General features: G+C 61.1%; 21 protein-coding genes. 9 read left to right on the top strand and 12 right to left on the bottom strand.

Translation table 11 applies throughout. The features are described from left to right. Nucleotides 1-42: 42 nt before the first annotated feature. The 3 genes from map (at nt 43) to sbmA (ending at nt 3,673) form a co-directional block, all read left to right on the top strand. Nucleotides 43-801 carry a type I methionyl aminopeptidase gene (map, locus tag NMA58_RS14695; RefSeq protein ID WP_085778980.1) on the top strand — a complete coding sequence of 253 codons (759 nt, stop codon included), beginning with the start codon at nt 43-45 and terminating at the stop codon, nt 799-801. 268 nt (nt 802-1,069) lie between these two features. Beyond that, a complete protein-coding gene (locus NMA58_RS14690) occupies nt 1,070-2,284 on the top strand; it encodes a YbfB/YjiJ family MFS transporter (RefSeq protein WP_434710837.1) in 1,215 nt (404 codons plus the stop codon). Nucleotides 2,285-2,407: 123 nt separating this feature from the next. Further along, entirely contained in the window at nt 2,408-3,673 is a 1,266-nt protein-coding gene (gene sbmA / locus NMA58_RS14685) for a peptide antibiotic transporter SbmA (RefSeq protein WP_085778978.1), read from the top strand. Between the two features lie 234 nt (nt 3,674-3,907). Here sbmA and NMA58_RS14680 read toward each other — a convergent pair whose 3' ends face one another. Then, a complete protein-coding gene (locus NMA58_RS14680) occupies nt 3,908-4,897 on the bottom strand; it encodes a polysaccharide deacetylase (RefSeq protein WP_434710835.1) in 990 nt (329 codons plus the stop codon). Between the two features lie 121 nt (nt 4,898-5,018). On the opposite strand from NMA58_RS14680, the gene NMA58_RS14675 reads away from it, so the two are divergent. The 3 genes from NMA58_RS14675 to der all read left to right on the top strand — a co-directional run bounded on the left by NMA58_RS14675 (nt 5,019) and on the right by der (nt 7,829). Continuing rightward, nucleotides 5,019-5,603: an NnrU family protein gene (locus tag NMA58_RS14675; RefSeq protein WP_434710833.1), complete on the top strand. Its 585-nt coding sequence runs from the start codon at nt 5,019-5,021 to the stop codon at nt 5,601-5,603. Nucleotides 5,604-5,707: 104 nt separating this feature from the next. After that, complete coding sequence (locus NMA58_RS14670; protein ID WP_434710831.1) at nt 5,708-6,391, top strand: tetratricopeptide repeat protein; 684 nt, start codon at nt 5,708-5,710, stop codon at nt 6,389-6,391. A gap of 16 nt (nt 6,392-6,407) precedes the next feature. Further along, a complete protein-coding gene (der, locus tag NMA58_RS14665) occupies nt 6,408-7,829 on the top strand; it encodes a ribosome biogenesis GTPase Der (RefSeq protein ID WP_097596999.1) in 1,422 nt (473 codons plus the stop codon). A gap of 435 nt (nt 7,830-8,264) precedes the next feature. Here der and NMA58_RS14660 read toward each other — a convergent pair whose 3' ends face one another. Then, nucleotides 8,265-9,446 carry a glycosyltransferase family 4 protein gene (locus tag NMA58_RS14660; protein ID WP_434710829.1) on the bottom strand — a complete coding sequence of 394 codons (1,182 nt, stop codon included), beginning with the start codon at nt 9,444-9,446 and terminating at the stop codon, nt 8,265-8,267. Between the two features lie 237 nt (nt 9,447-9,683). Further along, a complete protein-coding gene (locus NMA58_RS14655) occupies nt 9,684-10,724 on the bottom strand; it encodes a glutamine synthetase beta-grasp domain-containing protein (protein ID WP_011426340.1) in 1,041 nt (346 codons plus the stop codon). 432 nt (nt 10,725-11,156) lie between these two features. On the opposite strand from NMA58_RS14655, the gene gstI reads away from it, so the two are divergent. After that, nucleotides 11,157-11,348: a glutamine synthetase translation inhibitor GstI gene (gene gstI / locus NMA58_RS14650; RefSeq protein ID WP_097597128.1), complete on the top strand. Its 192-nt coding sequence runs from the start codon at nt 11,157-11,159 to the stop codon at nt 11,346-11,348. A gap of 78 nt (nt 11,349-11,426) precedes the next feature. Here gstI and NMA58_RS14645 read toward each other — a convergent pair whose 3' ends face one another. The 7 genes from NMA58_RS14645 to NMA58_RS14615 form a co-directional block, all read right to left on the bottom strand. Continuing rightward, nucleotides 11,427-12,314, bottom strand: coding sequence for a sugar kinase (locus NMA58_RS14645; RefSeq protein ID WP_434713427.1), 888 nt, complete (start codon nt 12,312-12,314; stop codon nt 11,427-11,429). 220 nt (nt 12,315-12,534) lie between these two features. Further along, nucleotides 12,535-12,876: a hypothetical protein gene (locus tag NMA58_RS14640; RefSeq protein ID WP_011426337.1), complete on the bottom strand. Its 342-nt coding sequence runs from the start codon at nt 12,874-12,876 to the stop codon at nt 12,535-12,537. Nucleotides 12,877-13,043: 167 nt separating this feature from the next. Further along, nucleotides 13,044-14,030: an ABC transporter ATP-binding protein gene (locus tag NMA58_RS14635; RefSeq protein WP_183704657.1), complete on the bottom strand. Its 987-nt coding sequence runs from the start codon at nt 14,028-14,030 to the stop codon at nt 13,044-13,046. Then, complete coding sequence (locus NMA58_RS14630) at nt 14,023-15,024, bottom strand: ABC transporter ATP-binding protein (RefSeq protein ID WP_085778969.1); 1,002 nt, start codon at nt 15,022-15,024, stop codon at nt 14,023-14,025. Before NMA58_RS14630 ends, NMA58_RS14635 begins: the two co-directional genes overlap by 8 nt. A gap of 1 nt (nt 15,025) precedes the next feature. Next, entirely contained in the window at nt 15,026-15,943 is a 918-nt protein-coding gene (locus NMA58_RS14625; RefSeq protein WP_085778968.1) for an ABC transporter permease, read from the bottom strand. After that, nucleotides 15,940-16,863, bottom strand: coding sequence for an oligopeptide ABC transporter permease OppB (gene oppB / locus NMA58_RS14620; RefSeq protein ID WP_085778967.1), 924 nt, complete (start codon nt 16,861-16,863; stop codon nt 15,940-15,942). Before oppB ends, NMA58_RS14625 begins: the two co-directional genes overlap by 4 nt. Nucleotides 16,864-16,911: 48 nt before the next feature. Further along, nucleotides 16,912-18,492: a peptide ABC transporter substrate-binding protein gene (locus NMA58_RS14615; protein ID WP_221156109.1), complete on the bottom strand. Its 1,581-nt coding sequence runs from the start codon at nt 18,490-18,492 to the stop codon at nt 16,912-16,914. Nucleotides 18,493-18,778: 286 nt separating this feature from the next. Here NMA58_RS14615 and NMA58_RS14610 point away from each other — a divergent pair, with 286 nt between their 5' ends. After that, a complete protein-coding gene (locus NMA58_RS14610) occupies nt 18,779-20,500 on the top strand; it encodes an alpha-glucosidase family protein (RefSeq protein ID WP_434710824.1) in 1,722 nt (573 codons plus the stop codon). A 21-nt stretch (nt 20,501-20,521) separates the two neighbouring features. On the opposite strand, the gene ade is transcribed toward NMA58_RS14610, so the two are convergent. Beyond that, complete coding sequence (ade, locus tag NMA58_RS14605; protein ID WP_434710822.1) at nt 20,522-22,219, bottom strand: adenine deaminase; 1,698 nt, start codon at nt 22,217-22,219, stop codon at nt 20,522-20,524. Between the two features lie 118 nt (nt 22,220-22,337). After that, nucleotides 22,338-23,441, bottom strand: a complete 1,104-nt coding sequence (locus NMA58_RS14600; protein ID WP_434710820.1) for a branched-chain amino acid ABC transporter substrate-binding protein — start codon at nt 23,439-23,441, stop codon at nt 22,338-22,340. Between the two features lie 450 nt (nt 23,442-23,891). On the opposite strand from NMA58_RS14600, the gene NMA58_RS14595 reads away from it, so the two are divergent. Further along, entirely contained in the window at nt 23,892-24,806 is a 915-nt protein-coding gene (locus NMA58_RS14595; protein WP_434710818.1) for an HD domain-containing phosphohydrolase, read from the top strand. Nucleotides 24,807-24,817 lie beyond the last annotated feature (11 nt).

Raw genomic sequence — 24,817 nt, 5'->3', positions numbered from 1 at the left:
CTAAGGCGGCCGCGGCCGTCGCGTGCAGGCCGGATGAGACGAATGGTAATCGCAAACGACGATGAACTGACAAAGCTCAAAGAGATCGGCCGGATCTGCGCCAACGCCATCCAGGTGATGGCGGCGGCGATGGAGCCGGGCATGACGACGCTGGAGCTCGACCGGATCGGCCGCAAGGTGCTCGAGGATTCCGGCGCGCGCTCGGCGCCGGAGTTCTGTTACCAGTTTCCCGGTGCCACCTGCATCAGCGTCAACGAAGAAATCGCCCACGGCATTCCTGGTGCGCGTGTCATCCAAGCCGGCGACCTGATCAATATCGACGTCTCGGCGGAAAAGGACGGCTTCTTCGCAGATACCGGCGCTTCCTTTGCGATGCCGCCGGTCAAGCCGAAGATCGAACGCCTCTGCCGCGACGGCAAGCGGGCGCTCTGGGTGGGGCTCAATCAGGTGAAAGCGGGCGAACCTCTGGCAAAGATCGGCACCGCCGTCGGCGCTTTCGCGCAGAAGAACCGCTATACGCTGGTCGCCAATCTGGCGAGCCACGGCGTCGGCCGCTCGCTGCACGAGGAGCCGGCCGAGCTCTCGACCTGGCCGGATCCGTCGGAAAAGCGAGTGACGACAGATGGCCTCGTCTTCACCGTCGAGCCGTTTCTTTCGCTCGGCGCGACCTGGGCCGAAGGCGGCGACGATGCGTGGACGCTTTATGCCGATCCGAAGGCGCCGACTGTGCAATTCGAGCACACGGTGGTTGCGACGCGGAATGGGCCGGTGATTTTGACGCTGCCGGATGGGCGGGTGTAGGGTTTCATCGTCAGCGCGCCCGCCTGGCCCTTCGAGGCCCCTGCGGGCGCTCAGGATGAGGCTCTCTTGGAGGCTGTGCCCATATTCCTGCGCCCGCGGTCATAAGCGCGGCATCCTCCAAAGCCGCTCATGCTGAGGTGCGCAGCCCATAGGGCGAAGCCTCGAAGCACGCCGCAACGCCGCTCCTTGCATTCATCGAACTCGGAGCGCTCACCTCATCCATCGACTTTCGCAGAATTGATCAATCAATCAGAAATAGTCGTTTGCGATGCCGGTGCTGCAGGGCGATAAGCGCTGCATGCTTTCTCGCCCACCCCATTCTTTACCAAACTTAGTTTCGACGGCCGCCGCCGGCGCCGTAGCCATGGCGGCGGCCATGGGCTTCGGGCGCTTCTCCTACACGCCGATCCTGCCCGGCATGATGAGCGGTGTGCCGCTTTCTGCGGCCGATGCCGGTTTTATCGCGTCGGCGAATTTCGTCGGCTATCTCGTCGGCGCCGTGCTGGCGGCCTATGGCTGGGCGGCGGGGCGCGAACGGCTGGTAGCGCTTGCGGCATTGCTGGCCAACGCAATCCTGCTCGCCGCAATGGCGGCCACCGATTCCGTTGCGGTCTTTGCCGTCATCCGGTTCTTCGGCGGTCTCGCCAGCGCTTTTGCGATGGTCTTCACTTCGTCGATCGTGCTGAGCCACGGTGCTGCTGCCGGCAATGACCATGTGCAGGCGGCGCATTTCGGCGGGCCTGGAGCGGGCATTGCGCTTTCGTCAGTCATGGTGCTCCTGATTGGTCTTGGCTTTCACGATGAGCCGGGCGGCTGGCGCGCCGATTGGATCGGCGGAGCGCTCTATTGCGCGGCAAGTCTCGCCGTCGTCTGGTGGCTCTTGCCCACGGCGCCGGCACAAACAGCGCGAACGGGCAAGGAACCGGCGCTCAACTGGAGCCGGCCGATGTTGCTTGTCACGCTCTCCTACGGCCTGTTCGGCTTCGGCTACGTCATCACGGCGACCTTCCTAGTCACCATCGCCCGCATGGCGGCGACGGGAGCTTTCGTCGAATTTCTCTGCTGGTTCATTGCCGGTGTGACAGCGGCGGTGGCACTGTTTGCCTGGAAGCCGCTTGTCAGGCCGATCGGGCTCGGCGGCGTCTATGTCGCGGCGCTTCTCATCGAGGCCGCCGGTGTGCTCGCCACCGTAGCGCTGCCGCCCTCGGTCGCGCCGCTGATCGGCGGGGCGCTGTTCGGGGCGACGTTCCTTGCGATCACTGCCTACGGGCTGCAGATCGGCCGCAAGCTTTCCCCGGAGAGTCCGCGGCGGATCCTGGCGATGATGACGGCTGCCTTCGGCGTCGGCCAGATCGTCGGGCCGATTGTTGCCGGCTGGATTGCCGAACGCTCGGGCAGCTTTACCCTGCCGACGGTGATCGCTGCCGCAGCACTTCTTGTCTGCGCGGCGCTCGTAATGCCCGTCGTCAGGAAAATCGCCTAACCGGTTACATCTGCGTAACAATCGGCCAAACCCATTGCTGCTTCCTTCGAACTGCCGTAGTTTCCGGCACAATCAGTGTTCCGACACTCCCGAGACTCACAGTTCAGGAAAGCAAAGCCCCCCGTGTTTCATTCCTTCTTTCCCCAGCCGAAACCCTTCTTCATTTCGCTTGTCGTCTGGACGCTGATTTCAATATTGGGCTGGTATTTCTTCGCGGCCGGTCTCGGCGCGTCGCTTGGCTTTGCGCCGGTTCCCGAAGAGCAGCAGCCGATCGATCTTTCCTTCTTCTTGCTGCCCGAAAATGTCTGGTTCTACAGCTATTTCTTTCTCTCAGCGCTAATCTTCTGCGGCGCCTGGCATCTGATAGCGCGCAATCATCCCTGGAAGCTGTGGTCGATCTGGGGTTCGGCGCTCATCATTTTCGTGACCTATTTCGGCGTGCAGATCACGGTCGTGATCAACAATTGGCGCCGGCCGTTCGGCGATCTTCTGCAGAACGCCTTGTCGAAGCAGCCGGGCATTTCAGTGGATAATTTCTACAGCCTGATGTGGGTCTTCTGTCAGATCGCGTTCCTCAGCATGTTCGTGTCGATCATGACCGACTTCTTCACGAGCCACTACATCTTCCGCTGGCGCGCCGCGATGAACGATTTCTATATGTCGAAGTGGGAAAAGCTGCGGCACATCGAAGGCGCTTCACAGCGCGTGCAGGAAGACACTATGCGTTTTTCGAGTACGCTCGAAGGTCTCGGCATCAGCCTCATCAATTCGGTGATGACGCTTGTGGTCTTCCTTCCGATCCTTCTGGCGCTGTCGCATTATGTGACCGAACTACCGGTCATCGGACCGCTGGCGAATTCGCTCTTCTGGTTGGCGCTCTTCTGGTCGGCATTCGGCACGTTGCTTCTGGCGGTCGCCGGTATCAAGCTGCCGGGCCTGAACTTCCGCAATCAGCGCGTCGAAGCCGCCTATCGCAAGGAACTCGTCTACGGCGAGGATCATGCGGACCGGGCGCAGCCGCTGACGGTGAGGGAGCTTTTCAACAACGTACGGCGCAACTATTTCCGCATGTATTTCCACTACATGTATTTCAATGTCGCCCGCTATTTCTACATTCAGGCGGACGCGCTCTTCGTGATCTTCATGCTGGTGCCGACGATCGTGGCCGGGACGATCACTTACGGTATCTTCCAGCAGATCTCGACGGCCTTCGGCCAAGTCAGCAACTCGTTCCAGTATCTGGTCAATTCTTGGACGACGATCATCGAGCTGCTCTCCATTCACAAGCGCCTCAAGGCATTCGAGGCGGCCATCGACGACGAGCCGTTGCCGGCCATCGATCGGCACTATCTGGAACGCGAGGCGGGTGTCGTGCATGCGGATGGTTGATGGGTAGAGCCTGCCCCTGATCGAAACGTCGGCGTGTGCGGCCCCCTCATCCGCCTGCCGGCACCTTCTCCCCGGCGGGGAGAAGGGACTCGAGGCAGCCCCTCGTGATTATCCATTGCTTGAGAACATATCCGGCGACATCTCGATCCCCCTTCTCCCCAGCGGCGAGAAGGTGCCCGTTAGGGCGGATGAGGGGGCTACACGGCGCCCCCGGTCGTTCTCAAAAGGCGCCCGTCAGAGCCCTGACGTCTGCTGCAGTTTCCCGCGTGCTTCGATCATCGGGATCGCTTCTGAATAGCTGACGCAGGCCACGTCCGCCCGGTGGCAGACGTCGCTGACCAGTCGGTCGAGCCCGCGCCAGTAGGCGCCGCCGTTCATTTCGACGAAATGGAAGCCGAGCTGGAGGGGGATGCGGTCGCCGTTATATTGGCGGTCGAAAGCTTGGGAGAAGGCGGCGTAGGCGCGGTCCTCGAATGCCTTCGAATCCGCGCTGTCCTCCTCACCCTTGGAATGGCGAACGAAGAGGTTGTAGTCCATGCCGATGATCGGCTTTTGGCTGGGGCCTTCGGGAATCAGGGGGAGGCCGAAGCGGAGGATGCCGTCTTCCTCGACAGGCATCGCCGGGCCTTTGGTCACGAGGCTTGCGTCATAGGTGAAGCCGGCCTTCTTTTCGGCGGCGATCATGTCGGCGCCCGCCGTCGCCGAGAGATAGGGGGCGCGAAAGCCTTTGATGCCATGGTCGACCAGATCCTGCCAGCCGGCGGGTTCTTCGAGGCCGACGCTCTTCCAGGCATTTTTCAACGTAGCATGGAAGGTCGCGTATTCGGCTGACCAGTCGGCTGCGCTCCAGAGGCGGCCGTCAAAATGACCGCAGGCATGGCTTGCTATGTCGTGCCCTTCAAGATGTGCATGCCAGATATTGCCGAGGCGCTCGCGGATCTCGTCGTCACTCTGGGCAAAACCGACATTGGATTTGCCGCGTTTCTGGTGCGGCGCCTGGTAGGCTCTCTTCGCCGCCTCGTTCATCAGGAAGGTGCAGGAAAGGAAATAGGTGAAGTGGGCGCCGTTCTTCGCCGCCATCTCGCGGCTCTTCAGCCAGAGCGCGTTGTCATGGGTGCCGTCGAAAGAGATGATGACGAGTTGCTTCGGCCGGTCGGCCGCCTTTGCCGCCGCGGGAAGAACGAGGGAGGCGACCAGACAGGTGGCGAGGAGAGGACGAGACATGGGCACCGCGACAATTTGTTCGCGGTTTCCCTCCGATAGAATTGCGGCGAAGCTGCGGTCACAACTGGCATTTTTTCCCGCCAGCCGCTAAGCAATGTCAAACTGCACGGAAGGGACCGCAATGGTACTGCTTATCATCGGCATCATACTTTTTCTCGGTGTGCATCTGGTGCGGGTGGTGGCTCCTGGCCTGCGCCGCTCGATGATCGCAAGCCTCGGCGAGAAGGGTTGGCGGGCCGGGTATTCGATCGCGAGCATTCTCACGCTGATCCTCCTGATCTACGGTTTCGGCCAGGCGCGGCAGGTGACCGGCATGCTTTACAATCCGCCAGTGTGGACGGCGCATATCGCCATCACGCTGATGCTGGTCGCGATGATCTGTCTCGTCGCCTCGCTGCTGCCGGCGGGGCATATAGCTACCAAGACCAAACATCCGATGGTGCTGTCGGTGAAGATCTGGGCGCTGGCGCATCTGCTCGCCAATGGCGAGACGTCGTCGGTCCTGCTGTTTGGGGCGTTTCTTGCCTGGGGCGTGATCGTGCGCATTTCGCTCAAGCGCCGCGAGCGGGCGGGCGAAATCACGCTTCGGCCCTTCGTCTCGGCCAAGTACGACCTCTATGCTGCCGTCATCGGTATCCTCGTCTGGGCGCTGATCATCTGGAAGCTGCACGAATGGCTGATCGGCGTTTCACCGCTCGCTACGTGACGAATCTTTCACATCCCCCTTACAACGGCGGCAAAATGGAGTAGAAGGCCGGGCAATGCGCATTTTGCGCAAGGTTATGGGTATTTCCGCGGCCGGAGACGAGAATGGCATTTAACGACGACAGCTTCATCCGTGAGGTCAATGAGGAATTGCGGTCCGACCAGATGAAGGGCGCCTGGCGCCGGTTCGGCCGCTATATTATTGTCGTCGCCATCCTGATCGTCGCCGGTACCGCCGGCAAGGTTCTCTACGAATATTGGGATGATACCCGCTCCTCCGGCGCCGGCGACCAGTTTTTGGCGGCGATGAAGCTTGCCGACGAGAACAAGAACGATGAGGCGCTGGCCGCGCTTGAAAAGCTGGAAAAGGAAGGCCATGGCGCCTATCCGGTGCTGGCGCGCATGCGGGCTGCGACCGTCCAGGCGCAGAAGGGCGATGCTGCTGCTGCAATCGCCGCCTTCAACGAGATCGGCAAAGACAACGGCGTGCCGGCTGCCGTGCGCGATGTCGCCAAAATGCGCGCGGGCTGGCTGCTGATCGAGAACGATTCCTATGAGCAGGTTTCAGCCGCGATCGAAGAAATGGCCGTGCCGAGTAACGCCTTCCGTCATTCGGCGCGCGAAGCACTCGGTCTGGCCGCCTACAAGGCCGGCAACATGGCGCAAGCGCGGCAATGGTTCCAATCGATTGTCGACGACACCGGCAGCCCGCGCCCTGTTGCCAATCGGGCTCAGATGATGCTTGATCTCATTACCGCATCCGGCAAGGCGCCCGCCGCGCAGGGCTGAGTTTTAAGGAAAAAGAATGAGTTTCACGGTCGCCATCGTCGGTCGTCCGAATGTCGGCAAGTCGACGCTTTTCAACCGTCTGGTGGGCAAGAAGCTTGCGCTCGTCGATGATACACCCGGCGTGACGCGCGACCGCCGGCCGGGTGATGCGCGGCTGATGGGGCTGACCTTCACGATTATTGACACGGCCGGTCTGGAAGAAGCCGACGAGGAAAGCCTGCAGGGCCGAATGCGCGCTCAGACCGAAGCGGCGATCGACGAGGCCGATCTATCGCTTTTCGTCGTCGACGCCAAGAACGGGCTGACGCCCGTGGATACGGCGCTTGCCGAAATGCTGCGCCGGCGCGGCAAGCCGGTCGTGCTCGTCGCCAACAAATCCGAAGCGCGCGGCTCCGATAGCGGCTTCTATGACGCCTATACGCTGGGGCTGGGCGAGCCGACGCCGATTTCGGCCGAGCACGGGCAAGGCATGCTCGATCTGCGCGACGCGATCGTCGAGGCGATTGGCAAGGACAGGGCCTATGCCAAGGATGATGTTGCCGTCACGGACGTCGATATCCCCCACTCGGCTGATGAGGGTGAGGACGAGGACGAAGAGCCAGCTTATGACGAGACCAAGCCACTGCGAGTGGCAATCGTCGGCCGGCCAAATGCGGGCAAATCGACGCTGATCAATCGCTTTCTCGGCGAGGATCGGCTTTTGACCGGCCCGGAAGCAGGCATCACCCGCGATTCCATCTCGGTCGAATGGGACTGGCGCGGCCGCACCATCAAGATGTTCGATACGGCTGGCATGCGCCGCAAGGCACGGGTGACGGAGAAGCTGGAAAAACTTTCGGTCGCCGATGCGCTGCGCGCCATCCGTTTTGCCGAAACCGTCGTCATCGTTTTCGATGCGACAATCCCGTTCGAGAAGCAGGACCTGCAGATTGTCGACCTGGTGCTGCGTGAGGGCCGCGCGGCCGTGCTTGCCTTCAACAAATGGGACATGATCGAGGACCGCCAGGCGGTGCTTGCGGATCTCCGCGAAAAGACCGACCGGTTGCTGCCGCAGGCGCGCGGCATTCGCGCCGTGCCGATCTCCGGCCAGACCGGCTGGGGACTCGATAAGCTGATGCAGTCGATCATTGATACGGACAGGGTCTGGAACAAGCGTATTTCGACGGCGCGGCTCAATCGCTGGCTGGAGACGCAGCAGATCCAGCATCCGCCACCGGCTGTTTCCGGCCGCCGCATCAAGCTGAAATACATGACACAGGTCAAGGCGCGTCCGCCGGCCTTCATGATTTCCTGCACCCGCTCGGACGCGCTGCCGGAATCCTATACGCGCTACCTGATCAACGGGTTACGCGCCGATTTCGACATGCCGAGCGTGCCGATCCGCATCCATTTCCGTTCGCCTGATAATCCGTACGAGTCGAAGAAGAGACGGACGTAGGGCGCGCTTGCAATGATTGGTGGCCCATTAGGCCTGCGCCATGCGGCAGCCATCTGCAGGTGCCAAGCCGCGCTTCTATTCAGCGCCTCGCTCAGCGCTAAGATCTCGGATAGCAGCCCGCTGAGATCGACTGCATCACGGCCGATCTCGGCGGCGATGCAGTCGGGGATGATGGTTTTTTCTTGTAGGTGCTTGCCTTCCCCCGTCGGCCGAAGCACGACCACGCGTTGGTCATCCTCGCGTCTGATGTAGCCGGCGCTTTTCCAGGCGTTCGAGCAATGGGGTCCGGGGGTCCGATTTCAGGAGGAGCTTTTCGCAGAGGCTGCCGACGCTCTGGCCTTCCTCGCCTCACAGCGCGACCCTGACGCCGGCCGTCCGCAGCACGTTTGTGGTCGCGAACGATACGCTTCTATTGACCTGCGCAAAAGGGAACGATCAATCTCCAGAAGGGAGAGGCCCGGCGTTTTCGCCGGGCTTTCTGCTTCTTGGAAGCGACTTGGCAAATTGCCACGCCTTCTTCCATTTCGGCGTGATCACGCCGTTGGCGGCGCGAATGTTGTTGATGAACTGCTGCGTCGCCGCTTCCCAGGAATATTGCATGGCGAGCGCATGCGCCTTCTCGCGCGAAGCCGAGAGGGCAGCAAGGCAGGCGGCGCGCAGGTCCGTGTTGAGCGCGCCGACTTCGCTGTCTTCGCCGATGATGTCGAGAGGGCCGGTCACCGGGTAGGCGGCGACCGGCACGCCCGAGGCCAACGCTTCGAGGATGGTGTTGCCGAAGGTGTCGGTGAGCGAGGGGAAGACGAAGACGTCGGCCTGGGCATAGGCTTGCGCCAGCTCCTCGCCGAACTTCACGCCGGCGAAGAAAACATCGGGATATTGCTTTTCGAGCTCGGCGCGCGCCGGCCCATCGCCGACGACGACCTTCGAGCCCGGCAGATCGAGCTCAAGGAAGGCCGGCAGATTCTTTTCTAATGCCACGCGGCCGACGGTCATGAAGATCGGGCGCGCCAGGCCGAACGGCTTTTCCTCGAGCGCCATAGGGCGGAACTGCGCGGCGTCGATGCCGCGGCTCCAGGGCATGAGATTGCGGATGCCTTTTTCCGACAGTTCACGCGCAAGGCTCGGTGTCGCCACCATGCAGCCGGCGCCGCCATTGTGGAACCAGCGGATGAAGGAATAGAGCCAGCTCTTCGGGATCGGCAGGCGGGCCGCGACATATTCCGGGAAGCGGGTGTGGTAGCTCGTCGAAAACGGCATGCGGTTCTTCAGGCACCAGCGGCGGGCAGTGAGCCCGAGCGGCCCTTCGGTGGCGATATGCACGTAGGAGGGATTGTGCTTTGCGATCTCGCGGGCAATGCGGCGATAACTGGCGATCGACAGACGGATCTCGGGATAGGTGGGGCAGGGGATGCTGTTGAAACGCTCCGGCGTCACCATCCCAACTTCGACGCCCATCTTTGCCAGTTCGCGATTGGTGTTCTCGATCGAGCGCACCACGCCGTTGACCTGCGGATGCCAGGCATCGGTGACGATCACCAGCCGTTCCGGCAGTTTGCCGGCCGAGGTGGCATTGGCCCAGCTCTCGCCGCTGTAAGTGTTTGCCGGACGTTGCAGCATATCGCGATTTCCATCCGCGTTGCAGTGATCTGTCAACGCTCAACCCCAAAGCGGGGTTCCGGAACGGCGATTCCCGCTTGCCTATTCTGAGGCATGACCATGATGGAAATATTACAGCCGCTTGCCAGTCTTTTCAGGCGTTTAGCGGTCCGATCGGCGCGAATATGTCAGCGGCCGATCATCATTTCAGGCAGAAAGAATGACGGCGCCGGTCGAGGACCGGCGCCGCTTGGGAGGTTAGGCGGCAGCGGAAGCCGAACCGGCGAGCGGAACTTCCGAGATCGTCTTCAGAACCTGGGAAGCGATCTGGTAGGGGCAGCCCTGCGAGTTCGGGCGGCGATCTTCCAGATAGCCCTTGTAGTCGTTCTTGATGAAGGAGTGCGGCACGCGGATCGAAGCGCCACGATCGGCAACGCCGTAGGAGAACTTGTTCCACGGAGCCGTCTCGTGCTTGCCGGTCAGGCGCTTGTCGTTGTCAGGACCGTAAACGTTGATGTGGTCCATCAGGTTCTTTTCGAACTGCGCCATCAGCGCTTCGAAGTAGGCCTTGCCGCCGACTTCGCGCATGTACTTAGTCGAGAAGTTGCAATGCATGCCCGAGCCATTCCAGTCGGTGTCGCCGAGCGGCTTGCAGTGATATTCGATGTCGATGCCGTATTTTTCGGTCAGACGCTGCAGCAGGTAGCGTGCCATCCAGATCTGGTCGGCAGCCTTCTTCGAGCCCTTGCCGAAAATCTGGAATTCCCACTGGCCCTTGGCCACTTCGGCGTTGATGCCTTCGTGGTTGATGCCGGCAGCGAGGCAGAGATCGAGATGCTCTTCGACGATTTCACGGGCGACGTCGCCGACATTCGAATAGCCGACGCCGGTGTAGTAGGGGCCCTGCGGAGCCGGATAGCCCTGCTCGGGGAAGCCGAGCGGGCGGCCGTTCTGGTAGAAGAAATATTCCTGCTCGAAGCCGAACCAGGCATCTTCGTCGTCGAGGATGGTGGCACGGGCGTTGCTCGGGTGCGGCGTGACGCCATCGGGCATCATGACTTCGCACATGACGAGAACGCCGTTGGTGCGGGCCGGGTCGGGATAGATGGCGACGGGCTTCAGCACGCAATCGGAGCTGCGGCCTTCGGCCTGCATCGTCGACGATCCGTCGAAGCCCCAGAGCGGAAGCTGTTCCAGCGTCGGGAAGGCGTCGAATTCCTTGATCTGCGTCTTGCCACGCAGGTTCGGTACCGGGGTGTACCCATCGAGCCAAATATACTCGAGCTTATATTTTGTCATCGTGACTCTCTCAATACGACGAAGGTGAGCAAACCCGGAGACGATCTGGGCGCGCAAACGCATCCGACCGCCAGGGGATGCACCTATTGAAGCACGTAGCGTGCCAGTTTGATCGCGGGCGAAAGAAAAATTGTAAATCAGCCAGTCAATCCGCGCTTTTCCTTTCTCGAAGGAAGCCCGTTTGGACGATCGAAGATTGATTCATCAGGAGGATAGAGAGGTTTTCTGCCTCGGAACCGGATGAAAAATTGGGCGTTAGTCTGAAACGGTGAAGTGTTGAACAAATAGGCGGAAGCTTCAGCCATAGAGAGCATATGGATCAATCATTAGTTAGATCATGCATTTATTTTGTGCAATTTGCATAAAGGATGTGCATCATGCTATGGTCGCGGTCCTGATGTCGATGCGCCGAACGGAATGGAGGCGAGTCTCATGCCCACCGGTTTCCATCGTGAATCCGCGACGATCTACCAGTTTCCCGTCAAGCCGACGCGGGCCGCAAGCCGGTTCGAACGCGCCAGGCTGATGGAGCGCGAGGCGGCTGATGTCTGCGACGCCGCGCTCGATAGCTGCTGGTATCATGACGAGGCGGTTCGCGAGACAGATCGGCCGACGAAGTCCTGATTTTCATCCCTTAAGGGGGAGGCATGCCGACAAGGCGGGGAGCGCCCGCGCATGGCATATGTACGGTCTGCGCGGGCTTCAGGCGCCGCTCAACCCGAGCTTCTCTCTTGCAATCAACGCCCCATGCTCACTGACGACGCGAGCCGCAACGCCTGCGGCGAAGCGCGCAGCGGCCGGCGCGTCTTGACTCTCGAGATATCGTGCGAGAAAGGCACCATTGAAACTGTCGCCGGCGCTGGTGGTGTCGACGACCGTCTCGACCTTTTCGGCCGGCACGAAGGTCTCCTCGCCGCCGAAATTCAAGGTAACGCCGTCTGCGCCATTTTTGACCACGACATCGATAGCGCCCAGCGCGCGGTAGCGATGGATGGTCGCCTCGATGGAATCGTCGCCGAAATGGGCGGCCTCGTCGTCAAAGCTCGGCATGACGAGCACGGAGGAGCGGGCGCCTTCGCTAATCGTCGCATGCATCACGTCGTAGCTCGACCAGAGGCGTGGACGGATGTTGGGGTCGAAAACCACGAGCTTGCCGGCTGCCTTGGCGCGGCGGATTTCGGCGAGCAGCGTTGCGGCATCCTCCTGCGGCAGGATGGCAAGGGTGATGCCGGAGAAGTAAACGACGTCAGCGCTTTCCACCGCCTCGCGCAGATGATCCGGATCGGCAGCCAGGCTGCGGGCAGCCGAACTGTCGCGCCAATAGCTGAAGGAGCGTTCGCCGTTCTTCAGATTGATCATGTAGAGGCCAGGCGTCTTGCCCTTGATGCGGCGAATGAGGTTCGTGCCGATACCCGCTCCGGCGATAAAGGCAGCCATCTCGTCCGACATGGCGTCGTCTCCGAGCGCGGTGAAATAATCGACCGACCAATCGGGGCCGAGGCAAGCGCGGGCATACCATGCGGTATTGAAGGTATCGCCGGCAAAACCCTTGCGCAGCAGGCCGTCGCCGGCCTGCGAGAGCTCCACCATGCATTCACCGATCGACAGAAATCGTCTTCCGTTCACCTTGTCCTCCCGGCATCGGAGCGCCGCTGATGCAACAGGCCGCTCTATCGCTTCGAATTAACGCTTCATTCGCTGATACGCGGAGCCGGGCGGAGTGACAAGCGTCGATATTGCGAGCGCCGTTGCGATAAGGAACCGAAAGCCGCCTTCGCGGGCAAGCGAAGGCGGCGAGCGCGAAAGGTGTTTATTCGTGGATGGTGTAGCTGCCGAGCGCGCAAAGATCCTGCGTGTCTTCGGTGGTGTCGAGGTCCGAGTCTTCGTCGAATTCGAAGCGCATGTCGTATTTGCAGACAGTGCGGCCGTCGGCGATGGTGATGTTCACGGTCTCGCCTGGATTGAGGACATCCTCGCCGAACACGTCTTCTTCCCAGCTGTTGACGCCTGTCGGCGAACTGTAGAAGCGTGTCAGGACGGACTTGGTCCCGTTGGTGAGCTGGAATTTCAGATCTTCGGCATGTGACGATACGGCGGAGGTGGCGATGATCGCAGCGGCAAGCGCGATCAATCCTGATAGTTTCGATTTCATATTGCGTTCCCCAAGCCCATGATCGGGCGGAGGCAGGGATAGCATGCGCGCATCTAAATCTTTGTTATCGGAGATTATAGATTCCGACGCATGTGTGTTTTGGCCGATTCACCGCGAAGGGGACGTGACAAGTGTTACGAGCGAAGGCCGCTTCATGCGGCCTCGGCTCACGGCCGGTCCATATGATAGCAGGCCGCCTTCTGACCGGGACGAACCTCTTCGGTCGGCGGCATTTCCGTGCGGCAGATGTCGGTCGCCTTCCAGCAGCGGGGAGAGAAGACGCAGCCTTTCGGCGGGTTGAGCGGCGAGGGCGGATCGCCCTGCAGGCGGATGCGGGTGCGCAGGCGCGCAAGCTTCGGATCCGGGATCGGTGCGGCGGAAAACAGCGCTTGTGTATAGGGGTGAGCGGGATGATCGAAGACAGTGGCGCAGTCGCCTGATTCCACCACGCGGCCGAGATAGAGTACCAGCACATCATCGGAGATCAGGCGCACGACCGAGAGGTCGTGGCTGATGAAGATCAGCGTCAGGCCGAACTCCCTACGCAGCCTGCGCAGAAGCGTGATGACCTGGCCCTGGATTGAAACGTCGAGGGCCGAAACGGGCTCGTCACAGACAATGAGCTTCGGTTTGGTGATGATCGCACGCGCAATGCCGATGCGTTGCGCCTGGCCGCCGGAGAATTCGTGCGGATAGCGGTTGATCATCTCCGGCACCAGGCCGACGGCGCCCATGATTTCGCGCACGCGCTGGGTACGCTCGGCCTTCGAAAGCTTCGGTTCGAAGACAGTGAGCGGTTCGGCGATGATGTCTCCAACCGTCATGCGCGGGTCGAGCGAGGCGATCGGATCCTGGAAGATGATCTGCATGTCGCGGCGAGCGGCACGCATTTCCTCCTCCGTGAGGTCGAGAAGATTGCGTCCCTGCCAGAGGATGCGGCCCTTCTGCGATTTCAAGAGCCGCAGAATGGACCGGCCGAGTGTGGATTTGCCGCAGCCGGATTCGCCGACAACACCGAGCGTGCGGCCTTCGGCGAGATCGAAGCTTACATTGTTGACGGCGGTGAGGAAGACCGGCGGCTTGAAGAGGCCTTTCGCCGGCAGTTCGAACTGGGTGGTGAGGTTTTCGACCCTGAGCAGCGATCGATCAGCCATGGTTCAGCAACTCCTCACGGCGCGGAAACGGATGGTAACAGGCCGCACAGTGGCGCGGCGCCAACGGTTCGAGGGAAGGCGGACGGTCGATGCAATCATCCTGGACCTGCGAACAGCGCGGCGAAAAATTGCAGCCCTTCGGCAGGTGCTGCAGATTCGGCGGGCGGCCGGGGATGACGACGAGATCATCGACATCCTGGTCCGGGCGCGGGATCGAGGCATGCAGCGCGGCCGTATAAGGATGAGCGGGACTATCGAAGAGTTCGTCGACCGGCGCCTCCTCGACGATGCGGCCGGCATACATGACGGCGACGCGGTCGGCGAGACCGGCAACGACGCCAAGATCGTGGGTGATCATGATAAGCGCCGTGTTCATCTCCGCCGTCAGATCGTTGAAAAGGTCGAGGATCTGCGCCTGGATGGTCACGTCGAGCGCCGTCGTCGGCTCGTCGGCGATCAGGAGCTTCGGCTTGGTGAGCAGCGCCATGGCGATGACGATGCGCTGACGCATGCCGCCTGACAGTTCGTGCGGATAGAGGTGGAAGCGCCGCGTCGGGTCGGGGATGCCGACGCGTTTCAGCATGTCGAGGGCAGCGTCCGAAGCGGCGCGTGACGTCAGGCCGCGGTGAACCTCCAACTGTTCCGTCAGCTGCCGCGAAATCTTCAGCGACGGGTTCAGCGCTGTCATCGGGTCCTGAAAGACCATGGCCATGTCCTTGCCGCGGATCTGGTCGAGCTCGCGCGGTTTCAGCGACAGCACGTCCTTGCCTTCAAGCAGCGCCTGTCCCGCCGTCCGGCCGTTCTTGGCAAGCAGGCCCATGATGCCAAGGAAGGTCTGGCTCTTGCCGGAGCCGGACTCGCCGACGATGGCGATGCGCTCGCCGCGCCGCACCGTGAGGTTCATGTTGGAGACCGCCTTCACCTCGCCGTCGGGCGTTGCGAAGGTGATCGAGTAATCCTTGAGTTCGAGCAGGATGTCTTTTTCTTGGAGCATTCTATCGATCCTTCGGGTCGAACGCGTCGCGCAGGCCGTCTCCGATGAAGAGCAGGCTGAGCAGCAGGGCGACGAGGAAGCTTGCCGGGAAGATCAGCAGCCAGGGCATGCTTTCCATCGCATCGGTCCCTTCCGCGATCAGCGTGCCGAGCGAGGTCAGCGGTTCCTGCACGCCGAAGCCGAGATAGGAAAGGAAGCTTTCCGTGGCGATGATCTCAGGCACTGTCAGAGCCGCAAAAATGACCACCGGCCCGACGAGGTTCGGGATGATGTGCTTGACGATGATCTTGAACGGCCGCTGCCCGGAAGCGCGGGCCGCTTCGATGAATTCGCGATGCTTGATCGACAGCGTCTGGCCGCGCACGATGCGGGCCATTGTCAGCCATTCCAGCGCGCCGATCGCGGCAAAGAGCAGATAGACGTTGCGGCCGAAGATCACCATCAGCAGGATGACGAAGAGGATGTAGGGAAGCGCGTACATGATGTCGACGAAGCGCATCATGATTGCATCCAGCCTCCCGCCGATATAACCCGATATCGCGCCATAGAGTACGCCGATGACGACCGAGACGACAGTCGCCGTCAGCGCCACGGCCAGTGAGACGCGGGTGCCGTAGAGCACGCGGGCGAGAAGGTCGCGGCCGTTCGGGTCGGTGCCGAAATAATGGCCGGTCTCGATCGAGGGCGGGATGCGGAACGCGGCCCAATCCGGGTCCTCGTAGTTGAAGGGAATGAACCAGGGACCGAGGAAGGCGGCGAGGATCAGGAGCCCGAGGACGGCGATCGACAGAACGGCCGCCTTGTTGCGCCCGAGGCGGCGAAGCGCATCCCTGGTGAGCGAACGGCCTTCGGGCGCCAGGCCTTCGGCCTGCAGAAGCTCCTCTGCGAGCAGTTCGCGTTTTGCGGGATTGAGGATCATCGGTTTCTCACTTTCGGATCGAGCCACGCATAGGCGATATCGACGAGAAGGTTCAGGAACACGATCAGCACCATGTAGAAGATGACCGTCCCGAGAACCATGCCGTAGTCGCGGTTCAACGCCGCATTGACGAAATAGCGGCCGATGCCGGGCAATCCGAAGATGCTCTCGACAACCAGCGAGCCGGTGAGAAGGTAGCTTGCCGCCGGTCCGAGATAGGAGACGACCGGCATCATGGCGGGCTTCAGCGCGTGGCGCATCACCGTCAGCCGCGGGCCGATGCCCTTGGCCTTGGCGGTGCGGATGAAGTTCTGGTTCATCACTTCGATCATCGAGCCGCGGGTTATGCGCGAGATGCGCCCGGCATGGGGCAGGGCGAGAACGACGATCGGCAGGACAAGGAATTTGAGCGAGCCGTCACCCCAGCCGCCGACCGGAAACCAGGCAAGATGGATGCCGAAGATCAATTGCAGAATCGGCGCGATCAGGAAGTTCGGCAGCACGACGCCGATCAGGATCAGGCTACCGAGAATGTAGTCCGGCGTCTTGTTCTGATAAAGCGCCCCGAGACAGCCGACGGTCACGCCGACGATGATGGCGAGCAGGAAAGCAGCCGTGCCGATCGTGAAGGTATACGGCAGACCGATCATGATCTGCTGAGCGACGCTGAAATCCTCACTGGAGAAGGAGGGGCCGAGATCGCCCTTGAGCAGATCTCCGACGTAGAGCAGGTATTGCTGGATCAGCGGCTTGTCGAGATTGTAGTGGGCCGCAAGATTCTTGAGGATGACCGGCGGCAATGGCCTTTCGCCATCGAAGGGGCCGCCGGGAGCAAGGCGCAGGACGAAAAACGAGGCTGTCACGGCGATCCACATGACGGGGATCGTCGACAGCAGGCGACGGAGAGCGTATTTGATCATGGTCGTGGGCCGGTCCTTCCCGCAGTGTGCGGGAAGGACCGTTTTCCCTTACTCTTTCATCGACAGCCAGCGCGTGCGGTGGATGTCCTGGATGTTGTCGACGAAGCCTTCGATCTTTGGCGAAACGACATTCTTCGAGACGTAATAGTAGATCGGCAGGGCGGCGGATTCATCAAGCGCCAGTTGCTCGGCCTTCTTGAAGATTTCGGCGCGCTTGGTGAGGTCCGTCTGAGCGTTGCCGTCCTTGATCAGCTTGTCATATTCAGGATTGGACCAGCGGCCGTAATTCATCTGCACGCCCGTCACCAGGAGGTTCAGGAAATTGTCCGGGTCGTTGTAATCGGCAAGCCAGCCCGCACGGCCGATTTCCACCTGGCCGCGCTGCATCTGGTCGTAATGCACCTTGGTTTCGGCGTTGACGAGCTCGACATCGACGCCGAGCGGCTTCCACATCGAAGCGATCGCGACGGCGATGCGCTTGTGGTTGTCATTGGTATTGTAGCTGAGGACCGCGTGGAGCGGCTTATCTGGGCCGAACCCGGCGTCGGCAAGCAGCTTCTTGGCCTCGGCGACCTTGTCCTTGTAAGGCAGGTCCTTCCAGCTGACATAGGCCGGCTCGCCGTAATTGGCAGTGCCTGGCGGAACCCAGGAATAGGCCGGAAGCTCGCCCGTGCCGAGGATCTGCGGGCCGATCACTTCGCGGTTGATCGCCATGGAGAGAGCCTGGCGGACGCGCTTGTCGCTGAAAGGAGGCTTCTGCGAGTTGACGACGTAATAATAGAGGCCGGAGAAGGGGGCGACATGCGCCTGGCCCGGCAGGTTCTTCTTCATCCATTCGTACTGGTCTGTGGGAAAGTCGGTGAGGATGTCGAATTCGCCGGCGCGGTAGCGTTTCAGCGCCGCTTCCTGGTCTTCGAGCACGAAGAACTTGGCGCCGTCGATCTTCAGGTCTTTGGTGCCATACCACTGGTCGTTCTTGACTGTTGTGACGTGCGAGCCGGGAACCCACTCGACCGGCTTATAGGGGCCGTTGGTGACGATGTTGCCGATCTTAACCCAATCCTGGCCCTTCGCCTCGACGACATGTTTCGGAAGCGGATAGGCGGTGTAGTGCATCAGCGCGTTGATGAAGTATGGCGTCGGATTTTCCAGGGTGATTTCGAGCGTCTTGTCGTCGATCGCCTTGACGCCAAGCTGGCTGAGATCGGTGATCTCGCCCTTATTGATCTTTTCGGCGTTCTTGATGGTGAACTGCAAATAGGCGTAGTCGGCGGCGTTCTTCGGATCGACGAGGCGCTGGAAGGCGAAGACGAAGTCTCCTGCCGTTACCGGCTGGCCATCGGACCACTTGATGCCGTCGCGGAGCTTGAAGGTGTAGACCTTGCCGTCAGGCGAAATGGTCCAGCTTTCGGCCTGGCCAGGGACCGGATTGTCCTTGGCGTCTTCGGTGACGAGGCCTTCGAAAATGTCGCCGGCGATACGATTCTCCCAGTCGCCGGAAAGTTTCTGCGGATCGAGCGACTGCGGATCGCCACCATTGTGGATGTTGAGCGTCGCCGCGTGCGCCGAAAACGCCAGCAATGTGCCAAGCATTGCGGAGGCGAGAAATTTTTTCGTGAACTTGTTCATCGTGGGTCCACCTTTCTAGGCTTTGCGCCTTTATTAGACATCTGTTCCCGGTTTTCGACCTCTTACGTGCAGGTCAGTGCGCACCTTATCGCAAAGGCTTTGCGTTGCAACCCCAAATCCGGAGGCTGGTTTGCGGTTGTGGACAAGCCTATATACGTCTCCCTCTTGCGGGATCGCGACGAAGCGTCGCGGCGGTTTCGGCTCCATTCATAACCGCTTCATATGGTTGTCTTTTGTTTCGTCCGCTTTAGTGTGGCGAGCGCGAACAAGGCGGGAGACGTAGCCGATGGCATTGCAGGCAGGCGGGAATGCGGACTGGTGGCGCGGAGCGGTGATCTATCAGGTCTACCCGCGCTCGTTTCAGGACACCAACAGCGATGGGCTCGGCGATCTCAAGGGGATCACCCGCCGGCTGCCGCATATCGCCAGCCTCGGTGTCGATGCGATCTGGCTTTCGCCCTTCTTCAAGTCTCCGATGGCCGACATGGGTTACGACGTTTCCGATTATTGCGACGTCGACCCGATCTTCGGCACGCTCGCCGATTTCGACGAGATGATGGCCGAGGCGCACAGGCTCGGCATCAAAGTGATCATCGACCAGGTGATCTCGCACACCTCCGACCGACATCCCTGGTTCGTCGAGAGCCGGGCGAGCCGGAGCAATCCGAAGGCGGACTGGTATGTCTGGGCCGATCCGAAGCCCGATGGGACGGCGCCGAACAACTGGCTGTCGATCTTCGGCGGCCCGGGCTGGGAATGGGACGGCGTGCGCCGGCAATATTACCAACACAATTTCCTGACTTCGCAGCCTGACCTCAATTTCCACAGCGAAGAAGTGCAGGAGGCGGTGCTGCAGACGGTGAAGTTCTGGCTCGACCGCGGCGTCGACGGCTTCCGGCTGGACACGGTCAACTATTATTTCTGCGATAAGCAGCTCCGAAGCAATCCGCCGCATGAGCCCGATACCAGTGACGGGGGCTTCGATGCGCCCGACACCAATCCTTACGGCATGCAGAACCACCTCTACGACAAGACGCAGCCGGAAAATATCAGCTTTCTCAAGCGCTTTCGGGCGCTGCTCGACCGCTATGAAGATCGCACGACCGTCGGCGAAGTCGGCGACGGCGCTCGCTCGCTGAAGACGGTGGCCGCCTATACGAGTGGCGACGACAAGCTGCACATGTGCTACACCTTCGATCTGCTGGGGCCTGATTTCACCGCCGCGCATATCCGCGGCTGCGTCGAAGCCTTCCAGAAATCGGTGACCGACGGTTGGGTCTGCTGGGCTTTCTCCAATCATGACGTCATGCGCCATGTCAGCCGGTTCGCGCTGACGGAAGAGGAGCGGCCTGTTATCGCCAAGCTTGCGATCTCCGTACTTGCGGCGCTGCGCGGTTCGATTTGCCTTTATCAAGGCGAGGAGCTCGGATTGCCGGAGGCGGAGCTTGCCTTCGAGGATCTGCGCGATCCCTACGGCATCCGCTTCTGGCCGGCCTTCAAGGGCCGCGACGGATGCCGCACGCCGATGCCCTGGGAGGCCGGCAAGGCGCATGCGGGCTTCACTTCGGCTGAAAAGAGCTGGCTGCCGGTGCCTTACGAGCAAGCTGCGCTTTCCGTGGATACACAGGAGGACAGCGACAACTCGGTGCTGCACCACTACCGCCGGACGCTCGCCTTCCGGAAGAGCCATCCTGCGCTTGTTGACGGCGAGATGACCTTCATCGGCACCAATCAGGACCTGCTCGCCTTCACCCGCGAAAAGGACGGAGAGAAACTGCTGTTCGTTTTCAACCTGACGCGCAAGCCGGCGGAATTCCGCGTGCCTGACGGCATGGTATTCGGAGAGCCCTTGGCCATGCCGGGCTACGAGGCTGTGGACGGTGCCGGGACGGTGGCGCTTGCGGCGCTGGACGGATTTTGTGCGCGGGTTGGCGGCCTCTCGAAGCTGCTCGGGAAGGTGCCCGTTGCGAAACCTGTCGAGGGTGAATTGCCGGAGGCTTGGCAGTAAGCACTCCCAACCCGGCGCTACTCACCCGATCAGCGCGAACTTGTCCACGTCGACCATGCCACGGTCGGAAATCTTCAGATGCGGGATGACGGGCAGCGGCAGGAAGGCCAGCTGGAGGAAGGGCTCTTCCAGCGTGGCGCCGAGTGCCAAGGCGGCCTGGCGCAGATGGTGCAGCGTGTCGCGCACTGTCTCGTAAGGCTCGATGCTCATCAGGCCGGCGACGGGCAGCGCGATTTCGCCGGTGATCTTGCCATCCTCAACAACGACGAAGCCGCCCTTGATCTCTCCGAGGCGGTTTGCGGCGAGCGCCATGTCGTCCTCATCGACCCCGACGACGCAGATATTGTGGCTGTCATGGCCGACGGTGGAGGCGATCGCACCCTTCTTCAGGCCGAAGCCCTGGACGAAGCCGTTGGCATGATTTCCGTTCTTGCCGTGGCGCTCGATGACGGCGACCTTGATGATGTCGTTGGTTAGATCGACCGTCGCTTCGTTGCCCTTGGCCGGTAGGCGGTAGCGGCGATGCTCGGTGATGATCTTGCCCGGCATGACGCCGATGACCGACGTTTCGCCCTCGGTGACCGGTACGCCAAAATGGGCGGCATTGACCCGCCGGGCCTTGACGCTGTCGAGGCCGATCGGGGCGACCGGTTTGCGCGTGGCAAAAAGTGCGTCGGTGACGCGGCGGCCGGCGGAAAAAACCATCTCTGCACGGCAGCTTTGCAGGCTGTCGAGAACCACGAGATCGGCGCGCCAGCCCGGGGCCACCAGGCCGCGGTCTCTAAGGCCGAAGGCCTGTGCGGCAGAGATCGAGGCGGCGCGGTAGATGGCGAGCGGCTCGACGCCGCTCGCGATCGCCGTGCGGATCATATGATCGAGATGGCCCTGTTCGGCGATATCGAGCGGATTGCGGTCGTCGGTGCAGAGCGCGAGGTAGGGTGAAAGCCGCTCGGTGATGATGGGGATCAGCGCGGCGAGGTCTTTGGAGACAGAGCCCTCGCGCACCAGGATGTGCATGCCCTTGCGAATCTTTTCCAGCGCCTCGGCGGCGCTCGTGCACTCATGCTCGGTGCGGATGCCGGCCGCGAGATAGCCGTTGAGGTCGTTGCCGGAGAGAAGCGGCGCGTGGCCATCGATATGGCCGCCTTGGAAGGCGTCGAGCTTAGCCATGCAGACGGGATCCTTGTGGATCACGCCGGGGAAATTCATGAATTCGGCAAGGCCGATCACCTTGGGATGGTCGCGGAAAGGCAGCAGGCTTCCGATCGGCAGGTCAGCGCCCGCAGTTTCGAGATGCGTGGCTGGCACGCAGGAGGAGAGCTGGACGCGGATGTCCATGATCGTCTCCAGCGCGGATTTAAGGAAGAATTCGATGCCCTCGGCGCCGAGCACATTAGCGATCTCGTGCGGATCGCAGATAGCGGTCGTGACGCCATAGGGCAGGACGCAGCGGTCGAATTCATGCGGCGTCACCAGCGAGGATTCGATGTGCAGATGCGTGTCGATGAAGCCCGGAACGACTATTCTGCCCGAGATGTCGATCTCGGTCTCGCCCACGTAATCGCCCGCAGTGCCAACAATGCGGTCAGCGCCGATGGCGATGTCGGAGCGGACGATTTCGCCGGTGACGAGATCGAAGAAGCTGCCGCCCTTCAGCACGATGTCGGCGGGGATACGGCCCACACCCTGGTCGATGAGACGTTCGAGTCTGTTGGTCATGGCACCGCTCACATTGCAAACCGATTCCGGAACTTATAACCGATCTGCCGCGACATGCGATGCCACAAACGAAACCGGGCGCTTTTATAGCGCCCGGTCGCAATCTGCAAATCTGGGATTATTCCGCAGCGACGATCTTCCCGCCTTCCCACTTATAGAGCGAGAAGCTCTGCGAGGTCAGGTCGCCGGTCTCGCCGTAGGTGAGCTTGCCGATGGCGGTCGGAACCTCCATGCCGCCCTTCAGTGCAGCCGCGACGGCTTCCGCATCCTCAGCGCTGCCGGCCTTTTCGATACCGGCTTTCAGGACTTCGACCGCGGCGTAGGCATTGAGCGTAAACGCCTCGGCCGGAATGTTCTTAGCGGTAAGCGCTTCGGCGGCAGCCTTTGAGTCCGGGTTCTTGGTGGCGTCGGAAGCGTTGGTGAACAGCGTGCCTCCCGCCGCATCGGTTCCGATCGCCCAGAATTCCGTATTGGAGAGGCCGTCGCCGCCGATGATCATCGCGTTGGCGGAGAGATCGTGCAGCTGGCGGGCGAGCAGGCCGCCTTCCGGGTGGTAGCCGCCAAAATAGACGATGTCGACCTTTTCGGCCTTGACGCGGGTGGTGAGGGCGCTGAAATCCTTGTCGCCTGGTGTGATTGCGTCATTGACGACTTCGGTGACGCCGCCGGCATTCAGCGTCGCCTTGAAGGCGTCGGCAAGACCCTTGCCGTAGGCACCCTTGTCGTTGACGATGGCGATGCGCTTGTCCTTGAAATTCTTCAGCACGTATTTGGCGGCGACTTCGGCCTGCTGATCGTCGCGGCCGCAGGTGCGCAGCACGTTGGTGAGGCCGCGCTTGGTGAGGTCGGGGGCGGTCGCCGTCGGGGTGACCATTAGCACGCCATTTTCAGCCAAAACGTCCGACACGGGGATTGCAACGCCCGACGTCACCGGACCGACGACGAATCGGATGCCGTCGCCGACGACCTTGTTGGCCGCGGAAACGCCCTGCTTCGGTTCGCCGGCATCGTCGGCCAGCTCCAACACGACTTTCTCACCGAGAATGCCGCCCTTCTTGTTGATTTCATCGACAGCAGTCTGAGCGCCGTTCTTCACCTGATCGCCATAGGCGGCGACAGGACCGGTCAATGGCGCGATCAGACCGATGGTGATATCGGCATGCGCAAGCGGCGCAAAGGCGAGTGACGCGACGAGGGTCGCCGTCAATGTCTTGAGGGTCATTGTCTGTCTCCTTGGATGGGGTCGTCGACCCGCGATGATGTGCCGCGCCGGCTTTCCCGATCGGTCAACAGCCACCAGAGGCTGTGCCAAGGACGATCGGTAACGGTGCGATCAGCGAACCCGCCGGCCATGTTTGACTCGGTGAGGGCTCATGGCGAGATTTCTAGAAATTTTGATGAGATTGCGCAAGTTCATAACAAAATGGAAGGAAAATTCGGCCGATCCGGCCGAGAATTCAGTCGGAACCGATCATTTCCTTCGATTTTCCATTGTTTTCAGAGGCGAGGCGGCGAATGGTCACCACCTGCCTCCGGACAAAATCACCTCCATAAGGTTGTCTTTAACTTTCCTATTAACCGTTAGTTTGGCCAAGGTCAGTAGTATCCAGGAGACCCCGAACACCGCCGCATTGAAAAAGAGTACTGTACAATATCGGGAAACAGAGATCTGATGCTCAAGCGTATCGACGCCGGTCAGGTGTGTATCGGAATGTTTGTGGAGGTTGTCGAGGGCCTGTGGCAGGATCCGTTTTTGTCCAGGCGCAGATTTTCCCTGCGACGCGAAGTTGATGCTGCAAAAATTCGTAAATGCGGCACTGCCGGCGTCGTCATCAATACCAGCAAGGGGCTCGATACCAACGGCCTGCCGGGCCGTGACGTCGAGATCGACATTCAGGCCGCGCGCGATACCGTCCAGAGATCCATGCCGTTGTTGGAACGGGCTTTCGCAAAGCTGCGGAACGGCGATGGAGTCAGCATAGATCATGTGGCGCCGGTGATCTCGTCCGTCTCCAAGTCGATGGATGAGAACCCTGCGGTGTTCCTGAGCGTCACGCGCCTGAAATCAAAGGACGAGGTAACCTTCCTGCATTCCATTTCGGTGAGCGCGCTGATGATCCTTTTCGGCCGCCATCTCGCACTCGACGAGCATACGATTCAGATGCTCGGCACTGCGGGTTTGCTGCACGATGTCGGTAAGCTTGAAGTTCCAATTGAGGTGCTGAACAAGGCAGGGCCTCTGGAAAAGGATGAGATCGGCTTGCTTCGGGGCCATCCGGAGAAGGGGCACGCGATCCTGTCGCGGCAGGAGGGCATGTCGGACATCGTTCTCGACGTTTGCCTCAATCATCACGAACGCATCGACGGAAAGGGCTATCCGCGCAGCCTGCCCGCCAGCGAGGTGAGCCTCCACGCGCGGATGGCCACGATCTGCGATGTTTATGACGCCATTACCTCTGTGCGGCCATACAAGGCGCCGTGGAGTGCCAGCCAGGCACTGAAATGGATGTTCGGTGCCGAGGGGCATTTCGATCGCCAGCTCCTGAAAAAGTTCGCCCTCTGCCTTTCCGTCGCCTCTGTGAGCTGAGGTCTGCATTT

It is taken from the genome of Rhizobium sp. YTUHZ045 (assembly GCF_051124255.1).
Taxonomy (GTDB): domain Bacteria; phylum Pseudomonadota; class Alphaproteobacteria; order Rhizobiales; family Rhizobiaceae; genus Rhizobium.
Note: the sequence above shows the minus strand (reverse complement) of the source record. Positions and strands in the feature narration are given on the sequence as shown.